Genomic DNA, 23,523 nt, shown 5'->3' on the forward strand with positions numbered 1-23,523 from the left:
CTAAGCGCGTCCGTTCTTCTGCCGCATATGAATTAGCTGCCGCGAAGCGCGTCCACGAATGCTTTCGCGTAAGGCGGCAGATCCGGCGGACGACGTGACGACACGATGTGGCCGTCTACAACTACCGGCTCATCAATCCATGTCGCGCCTGCATTCTCCATGTCATCGCGAATGCCCGGCGTGGATGTTACTTTGCGGCCTTGCAGGATCTTCGCGGAGATCAGCACCCAGCCGGCATGGCAAATCTGACCGATCGGTTTCTGCGCCGCATCCATTTCTTGCACCAGCTGCAGCACCTTCGGGTAGCGGCGGAGCTTGTCCGGTGCCCAGCCTCCGGGCACTAGCAGGCCATCGATCTTGCTGCCGTCGACTTCGTCGAAGGACAGATCAGCCGTGGCCGGAACGCCGTATTTTCCAATATGAGTGCGGCCTTTCTCGGGACCTGCGAACAGGACGGTTGCACCTTCCTCACGGACACGGTAAACGGGGTACCATAGCTCCAAATCCTCGAACTCGTCGTCGAGCAGGCAAATAATTGTTTTTCCTTGCAAGGACATCTGTTTTCCTCCTCTGGCAGTTACGTATTGGTAGTACGATTACTAGATTCTAGATTCATCAAGCTCTTATCCATTGTAACGAAGGTGATAGTATGAAGCAAACGACGAAGGGATGGCTTCGCTTCCTCCCGGCAGTAATTATTATGTCAACCATTTTTATGCTTTCTTCACGAACGAACGATGAGTTGAATACGTTTCTCCCTTGGTTCCAGGAGCTGTTTCCGCAGATGACCAGTTTCGATTGGGGACATTTTATCGCCTATTTTGTACTAGCGTTAACCTTTAGTTACGGATTTGCCCGGAGGGCAGAACGGTGGAGTTTCAAAGTGCTGATCGTTCTCCTATGTGTGCTGTATGGGGTAACGGATGAATATCATCAATCGTTTGTGTCCGGAAGAACGCCTGATCTTGCGGACATCCAACATGACGGGATCGGCGCTGCGCTTGCCGTCGTCATCGTAGCGCTTTCATTTGTCAATAAGCTGTGGCGCAGACTGGTTGCGTTATCCGAATGATGCAAAAATTACAACTCGCGTAGAAGCAGGACTTTTTTCGCGAATGGTCGAATATCTTTAACGTCGAGCAGCACCTATTGAACTCTTTAAGGTGTTGCTGCTGTTTAAGAGAAGGAGTGGACCACTTTGCAAAAGCGCTGTTCTTGCGGCGACGACATGCCAATGAAGCTGCGTACCGTTATTTATTCGAATAAGGTTGAAATCGATAATGTTCCCATCTACTCCTGCAAGTCGTGCAATCGCAGCGAAGTGTTTCCGGAAGTGAAGCCGGATTTGACCGGTTTAATCGGCAAACTGGGCGCTCATCCCGTAAAACAGACGTTTCTGTTTAACGAATGGAATGAATGGGCAAATTTGTTAGTAGAGGCTTATCACGAGCGTAAGCTGACCGATCTGGCTATCATGCGGCGCATGACCGAAGAGAGGATCGATATGCTTCTGGATTTGTTTGCTGTGGCGCAAGCTGCAGGCGACGAAGCTTGGACTGCTGAAATACATAAGCGGCTGGCTCAATTGAGTCGCAGCATGCTGCAGTACGGAAGCCGAACCTGAAGGGAGTGAGGGAATGAAGCTGCCCCCTCCGATGACAACCGAAGCGCAGTGGGAAGAAGCGTACAGCGGTTCTTTCCAACAGCCTTTGCTGGTCTTTAAACATAGTACTAGCTGCTCGATCAGCAGCGGTGCTTATGACGAAGTAGCTAACTGGTTGGAAGATGCGATAACGCTTTCACTCCGACCTGTGATGGTTTTAGTGCCGGACAATCGTCCGCTTTCAACCCTCATTTCAGAGAAACTTACCCTCAAACACGAGTCACCACAGCTTATATTAGTGATCAACGGCAAGGTGTCCTGGCATGCATCTCACTGGCGCATTACCTACTCAACATTAGACGAGCATCTCGGTACTCATTGCGAAAAGTAATATTTTGTCGTATCATTACGGTAAAGTAATGCGGCGCGAGATAAAAATTTGAACTAATGGAGAGAAGGACTGTGACGGTAACCATTTATGATGTAGCAAGAGAAGCAGGCGTTTCCATGGCGACAGTGTCGCGGGTTGTCAATAACAATCCAAACGTCAAGCCTCAGACCCGGAAGAAAGTATTTGAAGCCATCGAACGTCTTGGCTATCGTCCAAATGCTGTAGCGCGCGGCCTGGCAAGCAAGAAAACAACGACCGTAGGCGTAGTTATTCCGGATATCTCGAATGCCATCTTTGCTGAAGTAGCGCGGGGCATCGAGGATATTGCTAATATGTATCACTACAATATTATTTTGTGTAATGCCGATAAGAAGAAAGATAAAGAGATTCGCGTCATCAACACCTTGCTTGAGAAGCAGGTGGATGGTTTGCTGTTCATGGGCGGCGCTGTAACGGACGAGCATTTGCAGGCGTTCAAGACAGCTAATGTGCCGATCGTGCTCTGTGCAACGACGGATGAGAACGGTACGATTCCTTCGGTTGATATCGATCACGAAGGCGCTGCGTTTGATGCGGTTCAAAAGCTCATTAAGAACGGCCATACTCGCATTGCGATGATTTGCGGTACGCTGCAGGATCCATCGAACGGCTATGCCCGTTTCCAAGGCTACAAACGTGCGCTGGAAACAGCGGGTCTGCCTTACGATGAAACACTTGTACGAATCGGCAACTATCGCTATGAATCCGGTGTAGATGCGATGAAATATTTCTTGGAGCTCGAAACCATTCCGACGGCCGTATTCTCCGCTACGGACGAAATGGCAATCGGTGCGATTCACTGCATCCAAGACGCCGGACTTAAAGTGCCGGATCAAATCTCGGTCATCAGCGTGGATAACAGCCGTATGGCGTCCATGGTTAGACCGCAGCTTACTGCTGTCGCTCAACCGATGTATGACATCGGCGCCGTTTCGATGCGCTTGCTGACGAAACTAATGAAGAAGGAAGCCGTTGAGAACCCTAGAGTGGTGCTTCCGCACGAAATTGTGAACCGTCAGTCGGTAGGGAGTAAATAATGACAGCTTCGTATAACAGAATCGGCATCATGGGTGCCATGGTAGAAGAAATTGATCTGCTGCATAAACATGTCGAGAAGACAAACTCGTTTGTGAAGGCAGGAATTGAATACGTAGAGGGTACGCTGCACGGCCGACAAGTCGTGTTCTGCAAATCCGGCGTAGGTAAAGTGAATGCCGCTGTATGTACACAACTGCTTATCGATGCAGGTGTTGATTGCGTATTATTCACAGGCGTTGCAGGTGCTGTGGAGCCTAGCTTGAATGTCGGGGATATTGTCGTTTCGACATCATGCTTGCAGCATGATATGGATGTTACACCGCTCGGATTTGCTCGCGGTCAAATTCCTTTCCAAGATGTATGGGAATTTCAAGCCGCCGCTGACCTTGTAGAGCTTGCAAACGATGCTTGCGAGTCACTATTCCCAGGACGCAGCGTGAAAGGCAAAGTACTCTCCGGTGATCAATTTATTGCCGATCGTGCTGAAGTGCAGAAGATGCACGAAGAACTTGGCGGCGCCTGTACGGAGATGGAAGGTGCTTCACTAGCACAGGTGTGCGTGATGAATAACATTCCGTTTGTTGTCATCCGTTCCATGTCCGACAAAGCAGATGGTTCTGCACATGTGAATTTTGCAGAATTTACGGTACAAGCTTCGGTTAATTCGCACCGCATTATTGACGAAATGATTCAACACATGTAAATCGTAGTTTAAATAAAGGCAGTTCCGCATGATGTCCCCCTGTACGCAAGGGGACGTCACGTGGAACTGCCTTTTTGGTTATAACTGCGATAACGCAATCGCTATGGTCGCTTTATTGCGTGCTTCGATTTCTTGTCTGCGAGGCATGGCCTGCCAATCCGTTAAGTGGTCCAGCCAATGGGTAGGCAATGGATCGCTGCTATGCGGACTCCATTTGTTTAGCCACTCCGCAGGAAGGGGCTCATTCGCGTCAGAATCTCGCAGGAGGGCGGCCAGCGGGTGATCGGACATTTCCAGCCATACTAACGCCCACGCCCGTGGAACGACGCGCCAGAGGTCATAGCCGCCGCCTCCGATTGCAATCCAACGACCGGCCGCATAGGTATGCGCTAATTGATGGATAATGGCGGGCATGGCTTGGTAGATGCGCATGCTGCAGTGAATGTGGGAGAGGGGGTCGTAGGCATGAGCATCGCAGCCATGCTGGCTGACGATGACATCCGGTTTGAACACCTCAGCGACTTTGGCAACGGTTTCACTAAAGCAAGCAAGCCAAGACTCGTCTTCCGTATAAGGATCAACGGGAACGTTAACGCTCGTTCCGTAGCCTGCATCGATGCCCCGTTCGTGGACGAAGCCGGTGCCGGGGAAGAGAAACTTCCCTGTCTCATGGATGGAATAGGTACACACATCGGGATCGGCATAGAACGTCCATTGCACGCCGTCGCCATGATGGACGTCCGTATCGATATATAAGACGCGCGCGCCATACTGCTTGCGGATATGGGCGATTGCGATCGCTGCATCGTTATAGACGCAGAAGCCCGATCCCCGCTCAGGAAAAGCATGATGAAGCCCGCCGGCCATATGATAGGCGTGATCGGCTTCTCCTCGCATCACAAGGTCGGCAGCAAGGACGGAGCCGCCTACGATTGCCGCAGCAGCTTCATGCATGCCCGGAAAGAAAGGCGTGTCCTCCGAGTCCAATCCATACTGGGACGCTTGTTTGACGGCTTTAGGAGCCGGTGTAACGCGGCTTAGCTCACGTACGGCGTCAATATAGTCTGAGCGGTGAACAAGCGCCAGAAGCTCGTCTGATGCTGTCTGAGAATCGATGCAATGCGAGGCTTGAATCGCGTTGACTGATTCTAATAATTCATGTGTCAGAGTTAAGCGAATCGGGTCGAACGGGTGGTCTTTATTGAATTTATACCGTCCTGCCTCGGGATGATGTATGTATACGGCTTTATCCGCCATGATGCGTCCGATCTTCCTTTCCGCCGCTTGCTGCAGCATCACTAATACATAAACCGCTGCCTGAACCGGACACGGTCGAATTGCTCGATGGAACTGATAGGTACTTCCTTACCGATTCGGACCATTAAACAATTCGCAGGATGGGCGCAAATTTCAGGGTCATCGGTCGCTACCCACTCCATGTCGACGGATTTCATCAGCTTCTCCATCATGGCACGGTATTCCCAGACACTCAGCTTCGTGCCCTCCAGATCCCAATGCCAATAATATTCTGTCGTATACACGATAACGTTCTCTAGTTGTTCTTGCGAGAATGCGAGCCGAATCATACGTTTGCCAAGTCCAAGCGAACGATAATCATCGGAAACTTCCACCGCACCAAGCTCGACGAGATCAATCATTCCGCCTTCGGACCATCGTTCCAGCTCATCCGGATAGTGGAAAGTGACATATCCGACAATCATTTCGCCATCGCGAGCGGCAATAATCCGTCCTTCCGGCAGTTCAGCTATTTCAATGAGTGCTTTCATTTGTTCTTCCGGTCTGCGAAATGCATCCAATTGCGGATGAAGCTTAAGCCGTTTCAGCGCATCTGCGGGCAAGGGACCTTCCACGACGATTTCTCGATCCTGATAAGGCAATTGCTGCGCTTGCATCCTTTTGCGATGTTCCAATGATGTGGGCTCCTTTCGCGTGCTATTCTACTTATAACAAAAAAATGACGGGTTGAAAAGCATGGTTGAACAAGGCTCAGCGTGCTATAATATGTAAGCGTATTCCATAGAGGGAGCCGTTACGGAGGCCGACCTCGCTAGAAAATGTTGCACAATGGGCAGGAGGATGATGAAAGAATGACTAATATGCATCAAGAACGGATTCCGGCTACGGCATCCGGCTCCAACATGACAAGCTATGATGAAACATATGGTAACTTTAGTTTTGAACAGCTTGAACAACAGTTTTCATGGTCTGAGACGGGCAAGGTTAATATGGCCTATGAAGCGATCGATCGTCATGTAGCAGCGGGACGAGGCGACAAAGTCGCTCTCTACTATAGCGATAATACGAGAGACGAATCGTATACGTTCCAAGAGCTGTCCCGTCAGTCGAACCGTTTTGCCAATGTGCTTCGCGGACTCGGAATCGGGAAAGGCGAACGGGTATTTATTTTCATGCCGCGTACGCCCGAGTTATATTTCAGTCTTCTTGGCTCCCTTAAAGTCGGTGCGGTTGTCGGCCCATTGTTCGAAGCGTTTATGGAAACAGCCGTCAGAGACCGTTTGCTTGACAGCGGTGCAACCGCAATCGTGACGACACCAGCATTGCTCTCGCGAATTCCGCGCAGCGAATTGCCGGATTTGAAGCATGTCATCGTATACGGTGACGGCGTCGAAGCAGCAGAAGGCATTGTTGATTTTAAAGAAGAGATGGCGAAGGCAGCAGATGAAGCTGAGTTGGAATGGCTTGATCGTGAAGACGGCCTTCTGCTTCACTATACATCGGGCTCCACGGGCAAACCTAAAGGTATTTTCCATGTTCATAATGCGATGATTCAGCACTATTTCACAGGTAAAGTTGTACTTGATCTGCAACCTGACGATGTGTACTGGTGCACAGCCGATCCGGGCTGGGTAACAGGAACCTCTTACGGCATCTTCGCACCTTGGCTTAACGGTGCAGCGAATGTTATTCGCGGTGGACGTTTCAGCCCGCAGGACTGGTACTCCACGATTCAGAAATACGGCGTTACCGTATGGTACAGCGCTCCAACGGCATTCCGCATGCTCATGGGTGCAGGGGACGACGTCGTTCAGAAATTCGACCTCTCCAGCCTGCGTCATGTTCTTAGTGTCGGCGAGCCGCTTAATCCGGAGGTTGTTCGCTGGGGACTTAAAGTCTACAACCAGCGTATCCACGATACGTGGTGGATGACTGAAACCGGCGCACAGCTGATCTGCAACTATCCGAGCATGGATATTAAACCAGGCTCCATGGGTAAACCGATTCCGGGCGTTCAAGCTGCCATTATCGATGACAGCGGCAACGAGCTCCCGCCTTACCGGATGGGTAACCTTGCGATTCGTACGCCTTGGCCGTCTATGATGCGCAAGGTGTGGAATAACCCGGCGAAGTACGAAGAATATTTCCGCCTTGAAGGCTGGTACATTTCCGGTGACTCCGCATATCAAGACGAAGACGGCTACTTCTGGTTCCAAGGTCGTATTGATGATGTTATCAATACAGCAGGTGAGCGAGTAGGGCCATTCGAGGTAGAGAGTAAGCTAGTTGAGCATCCGGCTGTTGCCGAAGCAGGCGTCATTGGTAAGCCGGATCCGATGCGCGGCGAAATCATTAAAGCATTCGTTGCTCTTCGTGAAGGCTATACAGCCTCAGATGAACTGAAGGCGGATATCGCGAAGTTTGTCAAAGAAGGCTTGTCCGCTCATGCAGCGCCACGCGAAATCGAATTCAAAGACAAACTGCCGAAGACACGCAGCGGTAAGATTATGCGCCGCGTACTGAAGGCGTGGGAGCTCAATCTCCCGACAGGCGACCTGTCAACCATTGAAGACTAACGCGTTCAATAAACAAAAGCCGCCAAGTGCATCGGATGATGCGCTTGGCGGCTTCTTTCATTATTTGATTCCGACCGGTGTGGAGGCGCTGGATTCGCCGGTCTCATTGACCGCACTGACTTGGAAGTAGCCGGTGGTCATAGGAGAAACGTATTCGAATCTGGACTCTTCCGTTGAGCCGATTTTGCGATATCTGCCATTCTCTGTCGTGCTGTAATAGACATTGTACTGCAGCACTTGCTCGGAAGCGGCATTATCTGACCAGGTGAGTTTAATTCCGATATCGGTGCTTTCAAGCTTCACATTCATCGGGACGGCCGGAGCGGCAAGGCCGCTCTCGCCGCCGGTTGAAGTCCCCGGATCAGGAAGCAATATGCCACCGGTATCATCACCTGTACCTTGAACGTCACCTTGATCCGGGAAATCCGGAGTAGGCGGAAGCGGATTGCTGCCGCTGCCGGACGCTACGATGATGCTTGGAGCAGATTCTCTTCCCGCGACATCAACGGAAGTGACGTAATAGCTGAATGTTGCCGAACCGCTGACATAATTGACGAAACGACTTTCCTGGCCTGTCATCACCGGGCTGCCTGTGTGAGTGAAAGGCCCGTCATTAATAGCGCGGTATAACCGGTAACCGACGATATCTTTCTCAGGTGCCGGAGCAAATACGATACGGTATGCATTCGTCTTGCTCACGGTTTCGAGACGCACATTAGATGGAGCAGAAGGGGCCTTACCGTCTTCCACGCGTGGATCGACGATTGAAGGGGCATCCTGCCCGGCATCCGGCGGCAAGTACATAGACATCGGTCTGCGGCTTTCTTCAGGAAGCTTAGCTTGTGCAGCTTCAATTTCCTGCATGAGTACATCTAGTGGTTTCTCGCGTTTGACGACCGTGAGTTCCTTGATCATATCCGCAGGTGTTGAAGGCTGCGGGATGTAGTTGACCCCGTTGAACGAGATAACGGCCATTTTGACAAGCGCGTCATCGGCTTCCTTCGGAAGGAATTTGCTGTTGAACCAATCGGTTACCAGCTTGCCATTGCTCCGTGTAAGCTCTGTAGGGAGCTTACCGCTGACGCTGGATACCGTTGATTTCACAATTCCCGAAGGCATGCTGAACTGCTTGGTAGGGAATAGCTCAGGCCGTTCATCCGTCACTTCGTTCATAATCAGCGACCAGATGTTCTTCGCGTGATTTCTTCCGTCTTTCGATAAAGAGTAAGCTTGTTTCTCATACCCGACCCACACGCCAAGCGTGATATCCGGGGTGTAGCCCTCGAACCAAACATCGCCATAGCTTTGCGTGGAGCCTGTTTTACCGACGACCGGGATTTTACCGTAATTCTTAAACTTCGATGCTACCGCATGGCCGGATCCGTTCGGATCTGAAATGACGGTTTTTAGCATATCCGTCATGAGGAAAGCGGTCTGCTGCGAGAAAACCCGAAGCGGCTTCGCTTCATGCTTATAGACGATATCGCCATTGGCATCGGTGATTTTGCTAATCATGTAAGCATCGTTAAAGACGCCGTCATTCGCGATTGCACCGTATGCATTCGTGAGCTCCTCAACAGATACACCAATGCTCAGACCGCCGATTACACCGGTTTGCGCATATTCATCTTCCGGTTTAAGCGAAGTAATTCCGAGCTTCCTGGCGAATTTCCAAGCTTCCGGAATGGTCACCACTTGGTTGAACAGCTTAAGAGCCGGTAGGTTCAAGGAGCGATTGAGCGCTTCACGAGCAGTAACAAGACCATAGAACTTCTTATTGAAGTTCATCGGGATGTGGAAGCCTTTCTGTCCATCCTTTAGCACCATCGGCGCATCATCCAGCACGCTGGCCGGTTGAATCAAGCCTTTCTCGATGGCTGGCAAGTAAGCGGCAATCGGCTTCATCGTAGAACCGGGCTGTCTTGTCATCTGAGTGGCATGGTTCATCTGCTCGGTGTAGAAGTCGCGTCCTTCCAGCATTCCGAGGATAGCGCCGGTCTTATGATCGAGCATGACGGCTGCCGTTTGCTCCATGCCTTTCTCTTCGCTGTCCGGGTCGAAGTTCTCTGGGTTGGTGCCTACTTTATGTATGGCATTATATACGCGCTTGTCGATTGTCGTGTAGATGTGATATCCACCGCGCAGCAGGCGCTCCCGCGCTTCTTCAATCAACGGCGCATTCTCTTTCTTGCGGACATCTGTAATGGTCAGGTTAGGGTTCTCCTGCATTAGCAAAATCTCTGCTCCCTGACGTTCTGCCTCAAGCATCAAGTACGGGAACGTGGAGTACGCTTTCTCCGTAGGCTTAGCAAGGGAGGCCTTAATATCGAAAGCCATTGCTTCATCGTATTGTTCCGCGCTGATTCGAGCTGTTTCAAGCATCCGCTTAAGCACCATGTGCTGACGGTCGATCGAAAGGGCGAAGCCGGACTCGTTGAATTTGCCTTTGCTGGTGAAGGCCGTATAGGCCGACGGTCGCTGCGGCAATCCTGCCAGATAAGCAGATTGTGCGGTATTCAGCTGAGTGAGGTCCGTAATGTTGAAGATCCCTTTAGCTGCCGCTTTAATTCCGTATAGATTATAGCCGCTGTTTCCCGTACCAAACTGTACCTTGTTCAGGTAAGCCGTCAAAATTTCATCCTTCGTCATAAAACGTTCCAGCCGCAAGGAGAGGAAAATCTCTTTGGCTTTACGACTGTCTGTCTTGTCCAAGGTGAGAAACACTTGGCGGGCAAGCTGCTGCGTTAGCGTACTTCCGCCTGTCTGTGTTTCTTCGTTAAGTACTTTCTGCTTGACGGCGCGTGCAAGTCCATTGAAATCGACGCCGATATGTTTGTAGAAATTGTTGTCCTCTGTAGCAAGGACGGCATTTACGACTTGCGGAGGGATGTCAGCTCGCTTTATAAGCCGCCGATCCTCTTGTGTGCGCAATTGTCCGACAGGTGTTTGTCCATCATTGAAATAGACAAAACCGGTTATGGCGTTCTCATTAATTTTGGCTTCAATATCAGTGCGAGGGCGTACGGGTTCATCCTTGACGAAGGATGCGACGTAACCTGCGACAGTCGCTCCGGCAAACAATCCGATTAATAATCCGAAAATGAATAGCCATTTGAAGGTTACGAGCGTCACGATTCCAAAAGTCCGCCATTTGCTGTATCCTTTTGTTTTCTGTTGACGGTCTTGATTCATAAAATGATTAGCCTCCTCCGATTAACAGTGCTATTATAGCATAAATCGCCATAGGGTTTGCAGGGGAGATCTCGTTTTTGTCTAAACTTAAAGACAAAACGGATTCCCGTTGACTTTTCCTAAACGTATATGATATAACCTAGAACAAGAAAAGTTCATATTGAAACGTGTTGACAGGCATCAGTAGAGCTGCTGATCGACGATTTCAGAGAGCCGGTGGGTGGTGTGAACCGGTACGCGCTGCAGTTTGAATTACCGCCTCGAGCTGATCGGACGAACGAGGTCTACTTGAGTACGATTAGAGTAGCCCTGCCAGTAGTCTGTTTCCGGATAGAATCCGTTATGAAATGAAGTGAGAGCCGCCAGCTTGGCGTCCGCGTCAGTCCAACTGACCGTCGGCGCCGCCAGGCTCTAACGAGGGTGGTACCGCGAGCAAATCCTTCTCGTCCCTTGAGGACAGAAGGGTTTTTTGTTATTTCGCGGAGGGAGTCGATTGTAATGGTGAAATGGGAACAACTTACGGCTGAACAGCAGCAGGAAGTCGAAAGACAAATGAATGTCATTCGCCGCGGTGTCGTTGAAATCGTACCGGAGGATGAATTGAAAGCGAAGGTAGTTGGCGCTGTCGCGACAAACACGCCGCTGAAAGTAAAGCTTGGGCTTGATCCTTCGGCACCGGATATTCACATCGGACATACGGTTGTGCTTCACAAGCTAAGACAGTTTCAACAGCTTGGACATACGGTGCAGCTTATTATCGGTGATTTCACCGGAAGAATCGGGGATCCAACCGGGAAATCCGAGACGCGTAAGCAATTGACGGAAGAAGACGTTAAGCGCAATGCCGAGACGTATAAGAAGCAAATTTTTAAGCTGCTTGATCCGGCGCAAACCACCGTGTACTACAACTCGGAGTGGCTCAGTCCGCTGCATTTTGCAGATGTGGTGACGTTGTCGGCGAAAGTAACGGTTGCACGTATGCTCGAGCGCGATGATTTTACGAAACGCTACCAATCCGGTCAGCCGATCAGCATTCACGAGTTTTTCTACCCATTAATGCAAGGTTATGACTCCGTCGCGCTGGAAAGCGATGTTGAGCTGGGGGGAACGGATCAGAAGTTCAATTTGCTTATGGGTCGCACACTGCAGAGGGAATATGGCAAGAGCGCACAGGTCGCCATTATGACACCGCTTCTGGAAGGCTTGGACGGCGTGAACAAAATGAGTAAGAGCCTTGGCAACTACATCGGGATTGATGAGGAGCCGAATCAAATATACGGGAAATCGATGTCGATTCCGGATGAGCTTATGATCAAGTACTATGAGCTTGTAACAGATATGGCCGCTGACGATCTGGAGGCGCTGCGAGTTGGTCTCGGGAACGGCAGTATGCATCCACGAGATGCGAAGATGAGGCTTGGTCGCACGCTTGTCCGAATGTACCATGGCGAAGAAGCGGCGGAGGCAGCAGAGCAGCATTTTATTACCGTATTCCAGAAACGTGCTCTCCCTACTGACATTGAAGAGGTACAGCTTTCAAGAGGTATACTGGAAGATGGGTCAATCAGCATCTTCAGGCTGCTTACGGCGCTTGGTCTGCAGACTTCTTCCAGTGAGGCGAAGCGGAGCGTTCAGCAAGGCGCCGTACGTATCAATGAGGTCAAGATTGAAGAATGGACGGCCGTCATTACACCGGAGTCCGGCGACATCGTGCAAGTTGGCAAACGTAAAATCGTTAAAATTGTGCTGGAATAACAAATAATAAAAGCTCATCTGGCGATATGATTCCAGGTGAGCTTTTGTTATATTTCGACAAGGCTTGTCCGTATTGTCGTTGTCCATCGAAACTTATGTAAAGAACCTGCGTAATAAATACCGGATGTTCTACTAGAATATGGTTTAATTTATAAATGAAGGGGGGAGTGCTTTGGAGAGTTTATTCTTAGGCTGCCTGGTTGGAGGCATTCTATTCGCGATTGTAAGTGTCGTTCTTGGAGATTGGCTTAGCGCTTCGCTGGACGGGATGCTTGATTTTCTGTCATTGGATGGGCATCCGATCTTGCAGCCGATGGCGATCGTTGGCGGTATTACGGTATTCGGCGGCTCCGGCCTGCTTCTGGATAGACATACTGAGATGAACACGGCAATCGTACTGCTGTTATCGATTATCTGTGCGGTTGCGGCTGCTATTGGGGTGTATTACTTCTATGTACGCCCAATGCAGAAAACTGAGAATTCGACCGGCTATTCGATGAAGGAGCTTACAGGTGCGATTGGGGAAGTTTCCGTTCCGATTCCGGCGATAGGGTATGGGGAAGTATTGATTCGAGTAGGGGCCGGCCTTACGAGTCATATTGCCTCGAGTCATGATGGCGTCTTGATCCCGAATGGTTCACGCGTCGTAGTCATTAATGTTGAAGGTCATTCGTTAGTTGTTTCATTATTGGAGCTTTAACCTTACAACCGAGAGGGGATTTTTGCTTGATTCCAGATTATTTAGTCATTCCTGCAGTCGTTGTTGGTGTTCTCATCGTACTTGGTCTTGCATTCTGGGCGCGTTACAGGACCGTTGGTCCAGATAAAGCGATGATTGTTACCGGTACATTCCTTGGTGGCCGCAACGCGGCTATTGACGAGACCGGTCGCCGGATTAAGATCGTACGCGGCGGCGGAGCATTCATCCTCCCAGTATTCCAAAAAGCAGATTTCCTCTCGCTTCTCTCTCATAAACTGGACGTATCGACGCCTGAAGTTTATACGGAGCAAGGTGTTCCGGTCATCTGCGATGGTGTTGCCATCATTAAGATCGGCGGAACAGTAGAAGATGTTGCAACAGCAGCTGAGCAGTTTCTCGGCAAACCGACAGAATCGCTGAAAGGCGAGGCGCAAGAAGTATTGGAAGGCCATCTTCGTGCCATTCTGGGCTCGATGACCGTGGAAGAAGTGTACCGGAATCGTGATAAATTCGCACAGGAGGTACAAGGAATCGCAGCGCTGGATTTGAAGAAAATGGGACTGCAAATCGTATCGTTCACGATCAAGGACGTTCGCGACAAGCATGGCTATTTGGACGCACTAGGTAAACCGCGTATCGCGGCCGTGAAACGAGATGCAGACATTGCAGAAGCGGAAGCCGTTCGGGATTCGCGGATTCAGAAGGCGAAAGCGGAAGAAGAAGGACAGAAGGCCGAGCTGCTTCGAGATACGAACATCGCGGAAGCGTCCAAAGCGAAGGAGCTTAAAGTAGCTTCATTCAAGAAAGAGCAGGATTCCGCTAAAGCGGAAGCTGACCAAGCTTACGCCATTCAAGAAGCGAAAGCGAAACAGCAAGTGGTTGAAGAACAAATGCAGGTTGAAATCGTTCGTAAAGAACGCGAGATTGATATTGAAGGCAAAGAAATACTGCGTCGTGAGAAACAGTACGATGCGGAAGTGAAGAAGAAGGCGGATGCGGATCGTTATGCCGTAGAGCAAGCCGCTGAGGCGGACAAATCGAAGCGTATGCGTGAAGCAGATGCTGCGCAGTACAAGATCGAGGCCGAAGCGCGAGCAAACGCCGAGCAGAAGCGGCTTGAAGGTATGGCTATAGCGGATGCCGAGCGTGCCAAGGGTACTGCGGAAGCTGAGGTTATCCGTCTCCGCGGTTTGGCAGAAGCGGAAGCGAAAGAGAAGCTGGCCAGAGCGTTCGAACTCTTCGGCGAAGCGGCCGTTCTCGATATCATTGTGAAGATGCTCCCTGAGCTGGCCGGTAAAGTGGCCGATCCGATTCGTGCCATCGACAAGCTGACGATCGTGGATACGGGACATGGAGAAGGCGCGGCACGATTAAGCAACTACGTTACCTCCTTGATGGCAACAGCGCCGGAAATGCTTAAGAGTGTCTCGGGGATCGATCTGAATGCCTTCGTGAGAGGCTTAACTAACAAATCACAGCTAGCTTCTGATGCAGGAGCAGCAGCAGTCTCATCCCTGCCTGAAGCACTTGTCCAAGAAGTAGCGGCTAAATTGTCCAAACCGAGCGAATAGGCACAAAAAAAGAGCGGTCCGACTAGTCGGACCGCTCGATTTATTAACGGCTGTAGAACTCGACGATTTGTTTCTCGTCGATCTCTTGTGGAAGTTCAGCGCGCTCAGGAAGACGAAGGAATTTACCTTCAACAGCGCCTTCGTTGAACTCAAGGTAGTTCGGTAGGAAGTTACGTCCTGCCAAAGCTTCTTTGATGGATTTCATTGTACGGCTGCGCTCGCGAAGACCGATAACATCGCCAAGCGAAACTGTGTAAGAAGCGATATCGACTTTCTTACCGTTTACAGTTACGTGACCGTGGGATACAAGCTGACGAGCTCCTGCACGGGAGTTCGCGAAACCAAGACGGTAAACCAGGTTGTCCAGACGGCTCTCAAGAAGCGCCATGAAGTTTTCACCGGCAATACCTTTTTGTTTCGAAGCTTTGTCAAACAAGTTGCGGAATTGTTTTTCGTTCATTCCGTACATGTGACGAAGCTTTTGTTTTTCTTGCAATTGAATACCGTATCCGCTCATTTTCTTGCGTTGACCTGGACCGTGTTGGCCTGGTGGGAATGCGCGTTTCAATTCTTTACCTGTACCGCTCAGGGAAATGCCGAGGCGACGGCTAAGTTTAAATTTAGGACCTGTATATCTTGACATGTGTCGTAAAACTCCTTCTTCAAATGGGATGTTTGAAATGGGTGTTTCGCCGAGTGCTGTCTACGCTGCATTGTGTAAACAATGAAGTCCTAACAGGTATGTTCAGCCGCAGACCTGTTAGCGACAGTCTCTTGAGGGTGACACAAAACCGTTCCCATGTATTCAACTATAAATATTATATAAGTTGAGCGGCGAATGTCAAGTAAATTGGATTAGAAAAGCGCTAGGGAATTTCAAGAATCGCACCATGAATAATAGCTGTATCGCAGGACCTATTTATCTAGTGCCAAAAGTCGTGCATTTCAATAATGAATCAAGTATAGTTGTAGAATAGTAGAGACAAATTTCAACATGGAAATCGAATATGGAATGAGGTGATGCTGCGGTGAAATCCATCAATTCCGATTGGGTGAAGAATGCAAACAATATGGCCGACATTCGCTTGAATACGCAGCAGCCTATATCATCCTTTCCTTCAGGTGATATCCATGATAGCAGCGATTCAACAATCATCTCCCTATTCAAGGAAAGCTTCCAACTCTGGTTGGAGGAAGCACAGGCAATGAAATCGCCTTTGCTTCAGTATGAGCTTGCATTATTTAGTGCTGCCGGACAAGTTATTGCACAATATGGGCAAGTGTCTGGAGCAGCGGCCGTTTCGAATCGAATTGAGGTTCCGTTACTTGATCGTTCGATTGAGCCGCAGCGTATTGCTAGTTTAGTGCTCATTAGAGGTGAAAGCAGTGAAGAGGTTCAATCTCTGCTGCAGACGACCGCGCTATTGATCCGTCAAATGTTCTACCACCGTTTCGATGTCAGGGTCGTTCGGGATTTGCATAACAGGCAGAAGCTAAGCGAAAAGGAAGCCAGGCATCAAGATACGATGTTTAATGTGGCGAAGAGGCTGCATGATCAAAACGACGTTTCGATGGTGCTTCAGGTGTTGCTGCAGGATATGGCTGAGCTGTATCCGCTTGCAGATGTGAATTTGTATTTATCGCAAGACCATGTCAATAACGATCCGCGGGTCAAACCGCTTATGCTTAGGCATAGCACGGAAGATATTTATGCCAGATCGTTTCTTTCCGGGCAGCCGATTGTGAACTCTGAGGAGAACAGTACGAGAGTAGCGATCCCAATGAGCGGCAAACAAGCCGTTTACGGTGTTCTTAGCTTAGTGATGGCAACTGCGCATTGGGAAGATGCCGAGATTCGAGCGCTTGTCATGCTTGCAGATACGGCAGGCTCCGCTTTTGAGAATGCCAAGCTCTTCGAGCAATCCAATTTGTTAATCAGCGAATTGCAGCTCATTAATGAATTAGCGAAACGACTTAATCAATCGCTTCGTCTCAACGAAGTATTCGATTATGCGATGACGGAGCTGCTCCATATTTTCAAAGCCGATTACTGCCATCTGATTCAATTGACAACGGAAAACCCGAATTTTCAAATTGCAGCGAGCAATTTGCCAAATGCGGTCGGAGAGAAGTGTTCCACAGATTACGGCTTCTGCGGAATAATCCATAGCACCAAAGAGCCGCTTATCATCTCGGACTACTTGGCCACGCGAGTGGTAGATTCCAAACTAATGGACGAAACAGGTTCCAGATCGCTAATTGCCGCACCGGTTATGTCCGGTCCAGAGCTATTTGGTGTGATCATGGTTTCGGACAAGAGCGCTAACTATTTCTCTTACGAGAACTACAAGCTGCTGCAGGTGCTGACGACCCACATCGGTCTGGCGATTTCGAATGCATCCTTGCATGCCGAAGTGAGACGGATGGTCATTACGGATAACTTAACCGGGCTGTACGCCCGAAATTATTTGAATGAGCAGATTCAATCTCGCCAGCGGAAAGACCCTTGCGGGTCGCTCGTCTTGGTGGATATCGATCATTTCAAGAAAGTGAACGACACTTACGGGCATCTCGTTGGAGACAGCATTCTCGTTATCGTAAGTGAAGTGATTCGCTCCTGTATTCGTGACAGCGATATTGCTGCAAGATGGGGCGGGGAGGAGCTTGCCGTATATTTGCCGCAAATCAGATCGATGCAAGCTTACCGAATCGCAGAGCGTATCCGCAATACGGTGGAAGAGCATACAGAGCCGAAGGTGACCGTATCCTGCGGATTATCGGAGTGGACCTTCGAGGAAGAGAAAATCAGCGTCGAATCCCTATTTAATCGGGCAGATATGGCGCTGTATGAGGCGAAGAAGAATGGGCGTAATCGCATCGTGATCGGATAGCAGTGGTTTATGAATGAAACGGCGGCAGCTTTAAGGGCAGCCGTTTTTTTGTTGTTTCGTTACATAAAGACAAGCGATGCAACAGACGATAAGCGAGATAGGCAGAACGGATGGGCTGGAGGCGAATCGCATGAACGTATTGAAATGGTCGACCTGTTGTGTAATCATGCTTACGGTAATCGGCTGCAATTCAGCAGTAGACAATAAATCGCCGGGAGAGCTGCTTTCCTTATCCGTATCAGGCTTGTCAGGCGTTGACCAGTATGCTTTTAGAGGGGATACGGGTATCGGTCTTACCGGCGTATCTCCGATAAAGGCGATGTCGTTTCAAGGAACGGTTGAGAATCATAACAATGTGTTGGTGAAAGCAACCAATCCGAATTCGCTTGGCGGCTCGATTCATCCCCTTGAGTATCTCAGAGAGGTGGAAAACAGTGCTCAGTCTACGGAATTAGTACCCTCAGAGTCCGGAAATCGAACTGCGGTATTACGCATTACTTCTAACGAGGCGAAAGCGAAAGCGACATGGGTACAAACACTTCGAGATGAATTTAGCGTCCTTGAGAAGAAAGTGCCTGCGGCTTCTTCATCCAAGAATAAGATGCAGAGCAAACGTGCATCAGGATCTGTCGGTTCGCTTGAAAGAGAGTGGAATGAGGAGCTTAGCCGTTCCAAAGCACAGCTCGAAGCGATGCTGTCCACGCTTCGCGTGCAATCCAGCTGTCGAATGATCATCGACCGCAAGAAGCTGCTGCCAATTCAACTAGAGGAGAAAACGACGCTGCAGTACAAAGCGGAAGGGCAGGATCGGAAGGAGCTGCGAGTGACCAAGATTGTCTTTACGCGGCTAGGAGGCGGACAATTGTAGCTTCGTGCATCGGCGCTTGAAAAATGGTAGGATAGGTAATGAATTTATTAATTGGAGGTTATTGAACAATGCGTGATCCTCGTATGCAGAAGCTTGCAGCAAATTTAGTGGGATACTCCATCGACGTACAACCCGGAGAGAACGTCCTTATCGATATGATTGGATCGGAGCGAGAGCTTGCGAAATGCATCATCGAAGAAGTGGCTAAGAAAGGCGGCCGTCCCTTCGTAGAGACCAGCGACCGTTCCGTATTGCGTTCGATGCTGATGAATGCAACCGAAGAGCAAATTAAACTTTGGGCTTCCTTTGACTTGAAACGGATGGAAGCGATGGATGGATACATAGCTATTCGCTCTGGCGAGAACATTAACTCCCTTGCCGATGTGCCAAGCGACAAGATGAATTTGTATGAAAAATATTACCGTCATCCGATCCACTCCGAAGAGCGCGTAAAGCGTACAAAGTGGGTTGTTCTGCGTTACCCGAACGATTCCATGGCGCAATTGGCAAACATGAGCACAGAAGCGTTCGAGGACTTCTATTTTAACGTGTGTAATCTTGATTATGCGAAAATGGATAAGGCGATGGACCCGCTCGAAGAGCTGATGAAGAAAACCGACCGCGTTCGAATCGTTGCCCCCGGAACGGATCTGACGTTCTCGATTAAAGGAATCGGTGCCGAGAAATGTTCCGGTCAGAAGAACATTCCGGATGGTGAAGTGTTCAGCTGCCCGATTCGCGAATCCGTTCAAGGTACGATCACGTACAACACGCCATCGGTGTATTCCGGCACAACGTTCGAGAACATTAAGTTCACGTTCAAAGACGGTAAAATCGTTGAGGCGACAAGCAATAATACCGAGAAGCTGAATGAAATCCTGGACATGGATGAAGGTGCCCGTTACATTGGCGAATTCAGCCTTGGCTTTAACCCGTACATCCTGCATCCGATGAAAGATATCTTGTTCGATGAGAAAATCGCAGGCAGCCTGCACTTTACACCGGGGCAAGCTTACGAGGAAACCGATAACGGCAACCGTTCCGCTGTTCACTGGGATCTTGTCCTTATTCAAAGACCGGAGTACGGCGGCGGAGAAGTGTATTTCGACGATCGTTTGATCCGTAAGGATGGACTTTTTGTCATTCCTGAACTCGAAGGCCTGAATCCGGAGAACTTGAAGTAAAATTACCTTGAAGGAATGCAAGAATCGGGTTATGATGAATGAAGCTACCGCAAGTAACTAAATTATGGAGGGATTCCCATGTCCAATAACGCGGCAATCGTAGATATTTCGCAAACGGCTAACAAATTCCAATCGTCCATTGTACTCCAAGCTGAGAATAAATACATTGACGTTAAGAGCATTCTCGGTCTATTCACGACATTGGTCGGCGGACATTCCTACGAGCTACACGTCCACGGTGCTGACGCTGATGAAGCGAAAGCGGCACTGGCAGCAGTATTCGAGAAACATAATCTTAAAGTAAATGTAGTTGAATAGCAGTTTATCATCATCACATAAAGCGCCTCACCGAGATATCGGTGGGGCGCTTATTGTTTTGACCTTGTACATTCCGTTGTTTTCGACTAATATAAAGAATAGATAAATGGATTAGTATCACGCATTAAGGAGGAGTACGATGTCTTCATCCGATGTTCTTATTCATCTGCATCAAAAAGCGCTCAACCTCCTTCACGAGGATGCCACTAAAATCGAAAAGTTGATCGAAGTGCAAATGGAAAATTTGGCGACGAGAAAATGTCCGCTTTATGAAGAAGTATTGGACACTCAAATATACGGCTTTTCCAGAGAAATCGATTTTGCGATTCGTGCAGGACTTGTCGGCGAAGCTGTCGGCAAAGAAATCATCAACAAATTAGAAAGAAATTTAGCGCAGCTGTATGAAGCGTTAAACGGGTAGCCGCGATTTATCGCAGCTGCTCTTTTTTTATGGCCATATAAAGACGCTCCGTCAACTGACGGAGCGTCTTTTGTGTTGTAAGTTAGACGAGGTAGAAGGAAATACCCAGAATGATGTACACGATCAACAGCAATGCACCTTCATACCAATTTGTCTGCCCGTCCTTCGAGATGGACTTGGCAATGAAGACAGACACGGCAATGGCTGTAAGCTCGATTGGCGTGAACACGATATCCATCGTAGGGCCAAACAGCGTACTGACCAGGATCAGAACCGGGGCAACAAACAAGGCGATCTGCAGGCTGCTGCCGACTGCAATTTCTACTGCTGCGCCGATTTTGTTCTTCATGGCGAGCATGACGGCTGCACTATGTTCTGCTGCGTTACCTACGATTGCAATCAGGAAGGCACCGACAAACACTTCAGAGAAGCCGAAATCAGCTGTAAACGTATGTAAGGTGCTGACGAGCCATTCGCTGACGAAAGCCGTCATAACGGTCGCTAGGATGAGGAAGAGGACGGACGTATTTTTGGACCAAGCGGCTTCTTCACCGTGATCAGGTGTCGTTTCTTCGACATCTTCAAGAATGTCCTTATGCGTGATCATGGAGAAAATGAGCCAAAGCACATAGGCGACAATAAGAATAATCGCGATCGTGATGCTGAGGAATCTGGTGTTCGCCACTGAGAAATGCTGATTCGTGATAAAGATAGCAGGAATGGCAAGCGCGATGACAGCCAGAATCATAAGGGAGGAGTTGTGGCTGGCAAGCTGCACGTTGAATTTCTGTTCTTTGTACTTTAAGCCGCCGAGCAGAACGCTGGCACCTAGTACGAGCAGAAGGTTACCGATTATGGAACCGGTGATGCTGGCCTTTACCATATCGAATAGGCCTTCGCGAACAAGGAAGATGGCAATAATCAATTCTGCCGCATTTCCGAAGGTAGCATTCAGAAATCCACCAAGCCGCTGACCGGCATAGTGAGCGACGCTCTCGGTAGCTTTTCCCAGAAAGCCGGCTACAAACAAGATGGCGACCGCTGAAATAATGAATTCAATGGTCGTGCCGAAATGAGCATAATGACTAATTCCGCTGAGTACAAACAAACCGATAAGCAATGTAAAAAACAATTTCTGATTCACAGTTAAGGCACCTCGTTTGTCAATTGGTAATATTGGAAATCTGTTAACACTATAGCTGAAAACGGCGAATGTGTAAACTTGGTAATCGACAACATTCTAATAAAGTTGACAATTTTACGGGAAGCGTTTAATCGTTATTCTCGCGTAAAGCCGGAGGAATATTCATCGCTGTTATTTTGCGACTCACAAAGTAATTGCCTTGCTTCGTATCTGCCATTCCATTACAATGGAAACATAAGGTGAACGAGGAGTGAGTGGCATGACAGAAGAACTTCAAACCGGCATCATACGTATATCAGACGACGTGGTCGCCACCATCGCGGGACTGGCTGCACTTGAGACTCCGGGCATTGCTGCGATGTCGGGAGGTATTTCCGAAGGGCTGGCGAAACGCCTAAGCGGGAAGAACGCACAAAAAGGCGTATCGGTCGAAGTCGGCCAGTTGGAAGCCGCGATCGATTTAAGAATTATCGTGAAATACGGTATACCGATTCAAGAGGTTTGCCGTCAACTGCAGGAGAATGTCCGCGAAACGGTTGCGAACATGACAGGACTTCATGTCGTTGAAGTGAACATCAAGGTTGAAGGTGTTGCATTCAAGGAAGAAGAAGTCGAGGAGCTTGCGAGGCTGAAATAGCGAATGTGAAACAAGAAAGGCATGCCCCGGGGGCATGCCTTTTTGGTTTATCGATTGCGATGCAATTGCTGCGGCTTATCCGGCTTATTGTACTCTCGTGAGATACTTAGCAGTATGCCCATGCTAAGCAACGAAACAATGAGGGATGAGCCTCCATGGCTGACAAACGGCAGTGTTACACCTGTTATCGGTATTGCGCCTGTCACACCGCCGATGTTGACGAGTGTCTGAACGGCGAACAACCCGACGATGCCGACCCCCACGATGGTACCATAGCTATCCGGACATCGAACAGCAACGAGTAACCCTCGCCAGAGGAAAAATAAATAGAAAAGCAAGAAGAGCAAACTTCCGATAAAGCCGAATTCTTCAGCGATGATGGAGAAGATAAAGTCGCTGTAAGGATAGGGCAAATATTTGAGCTTCTGTACGCTGTGCCCGAAGCCTGCGCCGGTAATGCCGCCGTGCCCAAGCGCTTGCAGAGAGCGCGATAAGTGAAAGGTGCTGTCCTGTTCATCCGATAACGGATCCATAAACGCCGTGAAGCGGTTGATACGGTACTGCCAGTTATCATGATTAGTCATAATGGAGATACTGGCCCAGGATGCGACAACGGAACTAATAATGATGCCTGCGAGGAATAATTGCTTCAAGTTGGCTCCGCCGGCAACGATGATAATGATCGAGCATGCACCGATAACGATACAAGCACCTAAATCGGGCTGCATCATAATAATTATACAAATGACTCCGATAATGGTGAAAACCGGGACAAGCCCTTTTTTGAAATCTCTAAACTTCTCGCCTTTCTTGGCAATCAGTGAGCCTAAATAAAGGATGAGACCCAGCTTGACGAATTCGGTAGGCTGAATGCCGATCGGCCCGATGTAGAGCCAGCTTTGAGCACCGTTTAATTCTTTGCCTATGAAAGGGACCAGAATGAGCGTAATCATAACGGGGATGAAGTAGAGGATGAAGCCTTTTTTGAACACGGTATAGGGGATGTTCATGACTACGAACATCGAGATCGTGCCTAAGACGGCCCACATCAGCTGTCGCTTCGTATAATACAAAGCGTCAAAATTCGAAGTCTTCGAAATAACTGCCGTGTTGGAGCTTGCACTGAACACCATAACAAGACCAAAGCCGACTAGCAGCAGCGTGAGTACAAGAAGTAAGAAATCCGGCCTGCCGCGCAGGCCGATTGTCTTTGTTTTCGTTGTTTGTGGCTTCAT

The 23,523-nt window shown here is 49.3% G+C and carries 22 protein-coding genes and 1 other annotated feature; of the genes, 15 read left to right on the top strand and 7 right to left on the bottom strand.

All coding sequences use genetic code 11. From position 1 onward, the window contains the following. Positions 1-32 precede the first annotated feature (32 nt). On the bottom strand, positions 33-557 hold the full coding sequence (locus BLW29_RS08410) for a type 1 glutamine amidotransferase domain-containing protein (protein ID WP_090978173.1): 525 nt from the start codon (positions 555-557) through the stop codon (positions 33-35). A 92-nt stretch (positions 558-649) separates the two neighbouring features. On the opposite strand from BLW29_RS08410, the gene BLW29_RS08415 reads away from it, so the two are divergent. The 5 genes from BLW29_RS08415 to BLW29_RS08435 all read left to right on the top strand — a co-directional run bounded on the left by BLW29_RS08415 (position 650) and on the right by BLW29_RS08435 (position 3,774). Then, the gene (locus BLW29_RS08415) at positions 650-1,072 is read left to right on the top strand and encodes a VanZ family protein (protein ID WP_090978175.1); all 423 of its coding nucleotides are present in this window, start codon (positions 650-652) and stop codon (positions 1,070-1,072) included. A 126-nt stretch (positions 1,073-1,198) separates the two neighbouring features. Further along, a complete protein-coding gene (locus BLW29_RS08420) occupies positions 1,199-1,624 on the top strand; it encodes a hypothetical protein (protein ID WP_090978177.1) in 426 nt (141 codons plus the stop codon). 13 nt (positions 1,625-1,637) lie between these two features. Further along, positions 1,638-1,994, top strand: coding sequence for a bacillithiol system redox-active protein YtxJ (gene ytxJ / locus BLW29_RS08425; protein WP_090978179.1), 357 nt, complete (start codon positions 1,638-1,640; stop codon positions 1,992-1,994). Between the two features lie 71 nt (positions 1,995-2,065). After that, the gene (ccpA, locus tag BLW29_RS08430; RefSeq protein ID WP_090978181.1) at positions 2,066-3,070 is read left to right on the top strand and encodes a catabolite control protein A; all 1,005 of its coding nucleotides are present in this window, start codon (positions 2,066-2,068) and stop codon (positions 3,068-3,070) included. Continuing rightward, positions 3,070-3,774 (top strand): 5'-methylthioadenosine/adenosylhomocysteine nucleosidase, encoded by a 705-nt coding sequence (locus BLW29_RS08435; protein ID WP_090978183.1) that lies wholly within the window; start codon positions 3,070-3,072, stop codon positions 3,772-3,774. Before ccpA ends, BLW29_RS08435 begins: the two co-directional genes overlap by 1 nt. 78 nt (positions 3,775-3,852) lie before the next feature. Here BLW29_RS08435 and BLW29_RS08440 read toward each other — a convergent pair whose 3' ends face one another. Next, complete coding sequence (locus BLW29_RS08440) at positions 3,853-5,070, bottom strand: acetoin utilization protein AcuC (RefSeq protein ID WP_371264693.1); 1,218 nt, start codon at positions 5,068-5,070, stop codon at positions 3,853-3,855. 2 nt (positions 5,071-5,072) lie between these two features. Further along, complete coding sequence (locus BLW29_RS08445; RefSeq protein WP_090978185.1) at positions 5,073-5,705, bottom strand: GNAT family N-acetyltransferase; 633 nt, start codon at positions 5,703-5,705, stop codon at positions 5,073-5,075. Between the two features lie 177 nt (positions 5,706-5,882). Here BLW29_RS08445 and acsA point away from each other — a divergent pair, with 177 nt between their 5' ends. Beyond that, positions 5,883-7,607 carry an acetate--CoA ligase gene (acsA, locus tag BLW29_RS08450; protein ID WP_090978187.1) on the top strand — a complete coding sequence of 575 codons (1,725 nt, stop codon included), beginning with the start codon at positions 5,883-5,885 and terminating at the stop codon, positions 7,605-7,607. A gap of 60 nt (positions 7,608-7,667) precedes the next feature. On the opposite strand, the gene BLW29_RS08455 is transcribed toward acsA, so the two are convergent. Further along, positions 7,668-10,799 (bottom strand): transglycosylase domain-containing protein, encoded by a 3,132-nt coding sequence (locus tag BLW29_RS08455; protein ID WP_090978189.1) that lies wholly within the window; start codon positions 10,797-10,799, stop codon positions 7,668-7,670. A gap of 161 nt (positions 10,800-10,960) precedes the next feature. After that, positions 10,961-11,253, top strand: a binding site (T-box leader). Between the two features lie 47 nt (positions 11,254-11,300). On the opposite strand from BLW29_RS08455, the gene tyrS reads away from it, so the two are divergent. The 3 genes from tyrS (at position 11,301) to BLW29_RS08470 (ending at position 14,825) form a co-directional block, all read left to right on the top strand. Continuing rightward, positions 11,301-12,554 (top strand): tyrosine--tRNA ligase, encoded by a 1,254-nt coding sequence (gene tyrS, locus BLW29_RS08460; RefSeq protein ID WP_177186552.1) that lies wholly within the window; start codon positions 11,301-11,303, stop codon positions 12,552-12,554. A gap of 172 nt (positions 12,555-12,726) precedes the next feature. Continuing rightward, the gene (locus BLW29_RS08465) at positions 12,727-13,254 is read left to right on the top strand and encodes an NfeD family membrane protein (protein ID WP_090978193.1); all 528 of its coding nucleotides are present in this window, start codon (positions 12,727-12,729) and stop codon (positions 13,252-13,254) included. A gap of 29 nt (positions 13,255-13,283) precedes the next feature. Continuing rightward, positions 13,284-14,825, top strand: coding sequence for a flotillin family protein (locus BLW29_RS08470; RefSeq protein WP_177186553.1), 1,542 nt, complete (start codon positions 13,284-13,286; stop codon positions 14,823-14,825). Positions 14,826-14,868: 43 nt separating this feature from the next. Here BLW29_RS08470 and rpsD read toward each other — a convergent pair whose 3' ends face one another. Next, on the bottom strand, positions 14,869-15,468 hold the full coding sequence (rpsD, locus tag BLW29_RS08475; RefSeq protein ID WP_090978197.1) for a 30S ribosomal protein S4: 600 nt from the start codon (positions 15,466-15,468) through the stop codon (positions 14,869-14,871). 385 nt (positions 15,469-15,853) lie between these two features. On the opposite strand from rpsD, the gene BLW29_RS08480 reads away from it, so the two are divergent. The 5 genes from BLW29_RS08480 to BLW29_RS08500 all read left to right on the top strand — a co-directional run bounded on the left by BLW29_RS08480 (position 15,854) and on the right by BLW29_RS08500 (position 20,507). Further along, a complete protein-coding gene (locus BLW29_RS08480; protein ID WP_256208451.1) occupies positions 15,854-17,716 on the top strand; it encodes a sensor domain-containing diguanylate cyclase in 1,863 nt (620 codons plus the stop codon). A 130-nt stretch (positions 17,717-17,846) separates the two neighbouring features. Beyond that, positions 17,847-18,584, top strand: coding sequence for a hypothetical protein (locus tag BLW29_RS08485; RefSeq protein ID WP_090978199.1), 738 nt, complete (start codon positions 17,847-17,849; stop codon positions 18,582-18,584). A 68-nt stretch (positions 18,585-18,652) separates the two neighbouring features. Next, entirely contained in the window at positions 18,653-19,768 is a 1,116-nt protein-coding gene (locus BLW29_RS08490; RefSeq protein ID WP_090978201.1) for an aminopeptidase, read from the top strand. Positions 19,769-19,846: 78 nt separating this feature from the next. Further along, positions 19,847-20,086, top strand: a complete 240-nt coding sequence (locus BLW29_RS08495; RefSeq protein ID WP_090978203.1) for an HPr family phosphocarrier protein — start codon at positions 19,847-19,849, stop codon at positions 20,084-20,086. Positions 20,087-20,225: 139 nt separating this feature from the next. Further along, positions 20,226-20,507 carry an Fpa/YlaN family protein gene (locus BLW29_RS08500; RefSeq protein WP_090978206.1) on the top strand — a complete coding sequence of 94 codons (282 nt, stop codon included), beginning with the start codon at positions 20,226-20,228 and terminating at the stop codon, positions 20,505-20,507. Positions 20,508-20,589: 82 nt separating this feature from the next. Here BLW29_RS08500 and cax read toward each other — a convergent pair whose 3' ends face one another. Next, the gene (cax, locus tag BLW29_RS08505) at positions 20,590-21,651 is read right to left on the bottom strand and encodes a calcium/proton exchanger (RefSeq protein ID WP_090978208.1); all 1,062 of its coding nucleotides are present in this window, start codon (positions 21,649-21,651) and stop codon (positions 20,590-20,592) included. Between the two features lie 259 nt (positions 21,652-21,910). Here cax and BLW29_RS08510 point away from each other — a divergent pair, with 259 nt between their 5' ends. Continuing rightward, entirely contained in the window at positions 21,911-22,288 is a 378-nt protein-coding gene (locus BLW29_RS08510; protein WP_090978210.1) for an Asp23/Gls24 family envelope stress response protein, read from the top strand. 47 nt (positions 22,289-22,335) lie between these two features. Here the strand turns inward: BLW29_RS08510 and ftsW are convergent, their stop codons facing one another. Further along, positions 22,336-23,523 (bottom strand): putative lipid II flippase FtsW, encoded by a 1,188-nt coding sequence (ftsW, locus tag BLW29_RS08515; protein WP_090978212.1) that lies wholly within the window; start codon positions 23,521-23,523, stop codon positions 22,336-22,338.

This window comes from Paenibacillus sp. CF384, from assembly GCF_900106745.1.
GTDB lineage: Bacteria > Bacillota > Bacilli > Paenibacillales > Paenibacillaceae > Paenibacillus_Z.

Coding starts and splice junctions, on each gene's coding strand:
- BLW29_RS08415 (WP_090978175.1), top strand. CDS start 650: ATGAAGCAAACGACGAAGGGATGGCTTCGCTTCCTCCCGGCAGTAATT.
- rpsD (WP_090978197.1), bottom strand. CDS start 15,468: ATGTCAAGATATACAGGTCCTAAATTTAAACTTAGCCGTCGCCTCGGC.
- ytxJ (WP_090978179.1), top strand. CDS start 1,638: ATGAAGCTGCCCCCTCCGATGACAACCGAAGCGCAGTGGGAAGAAGCG.
- BLW29_RS08495 (WP_090978203.1), top strand. CDS start 19,847: ATGTCCAATAACGCGGCAATCGTAGATATTTCGCAAACGGCTAACAAA.
- BLW29_RS08510 (WP_090978210.1), top strand. CDS start 21,911: ATGACAGAAGAACTTCAAACCGGCATCATACGTATATCAGACGACGTG.
- acsA (WP_090978187.1), top strand. CDS start 5,883: ATGACTAATATGCATCAAGAACGGATTCCGGCTACGGCATCCGGCTCC.
- BLW29_RS08435 (WP_090978183.1), top strand. CDS start 3,070: ATGACAGCTTCGTATAACAGAATCGGCATCATGGGTGCCATGGTAGAA.
- BLW29_RS08485 (WP_090978199.1), top strand. CDS start 17,847: ATGAACGTATTGAAATGGTCGACCTGTTGTGTAATCATGCTTACGGTA.
- BLW29_RS08490 (WP_090978201.1), top strand. CDS start 18,653: ATGCGTGATCCTCGTATGCAGAAGCTTGCAGCAAATTTAGTGGGATAC.
- BLW29_RS08500 (WP_090978206.1), top strand. CDS start 20,226: ATGTCTTCATCCGATGTTCTTATTCATCTGCATCAAAAAGCGCTCAAC.
- BLW29_RS08440 (WP_371264693.1), bottom strand. CDS start 5,070: ATGCTGCAGCAAGCGGCGGAAAGGAAGATCGGACGCATCATGGCGGAT.
- ftsW (WP_090978212.1), bottom strand. CDS start 23,523: ATGAAGCCACAAACAACGAAAACAAAGACAATCGGCCTGCGCGGCAGG.
- BLW29_RS08410 (WP_090978173.1), bottom strand. CDS start 557: ATGTCCTTGCAAGGAAAAACAATTATTTGCCTGCTCGACGACGAGTTC.
- BLW29_RS08455 (WP_090978189.1), bottom strand. CDS start 10,799: ATGAATCAAGACCGTCAACAGAAAACAAAAGGATACAGCAAATGGCGG.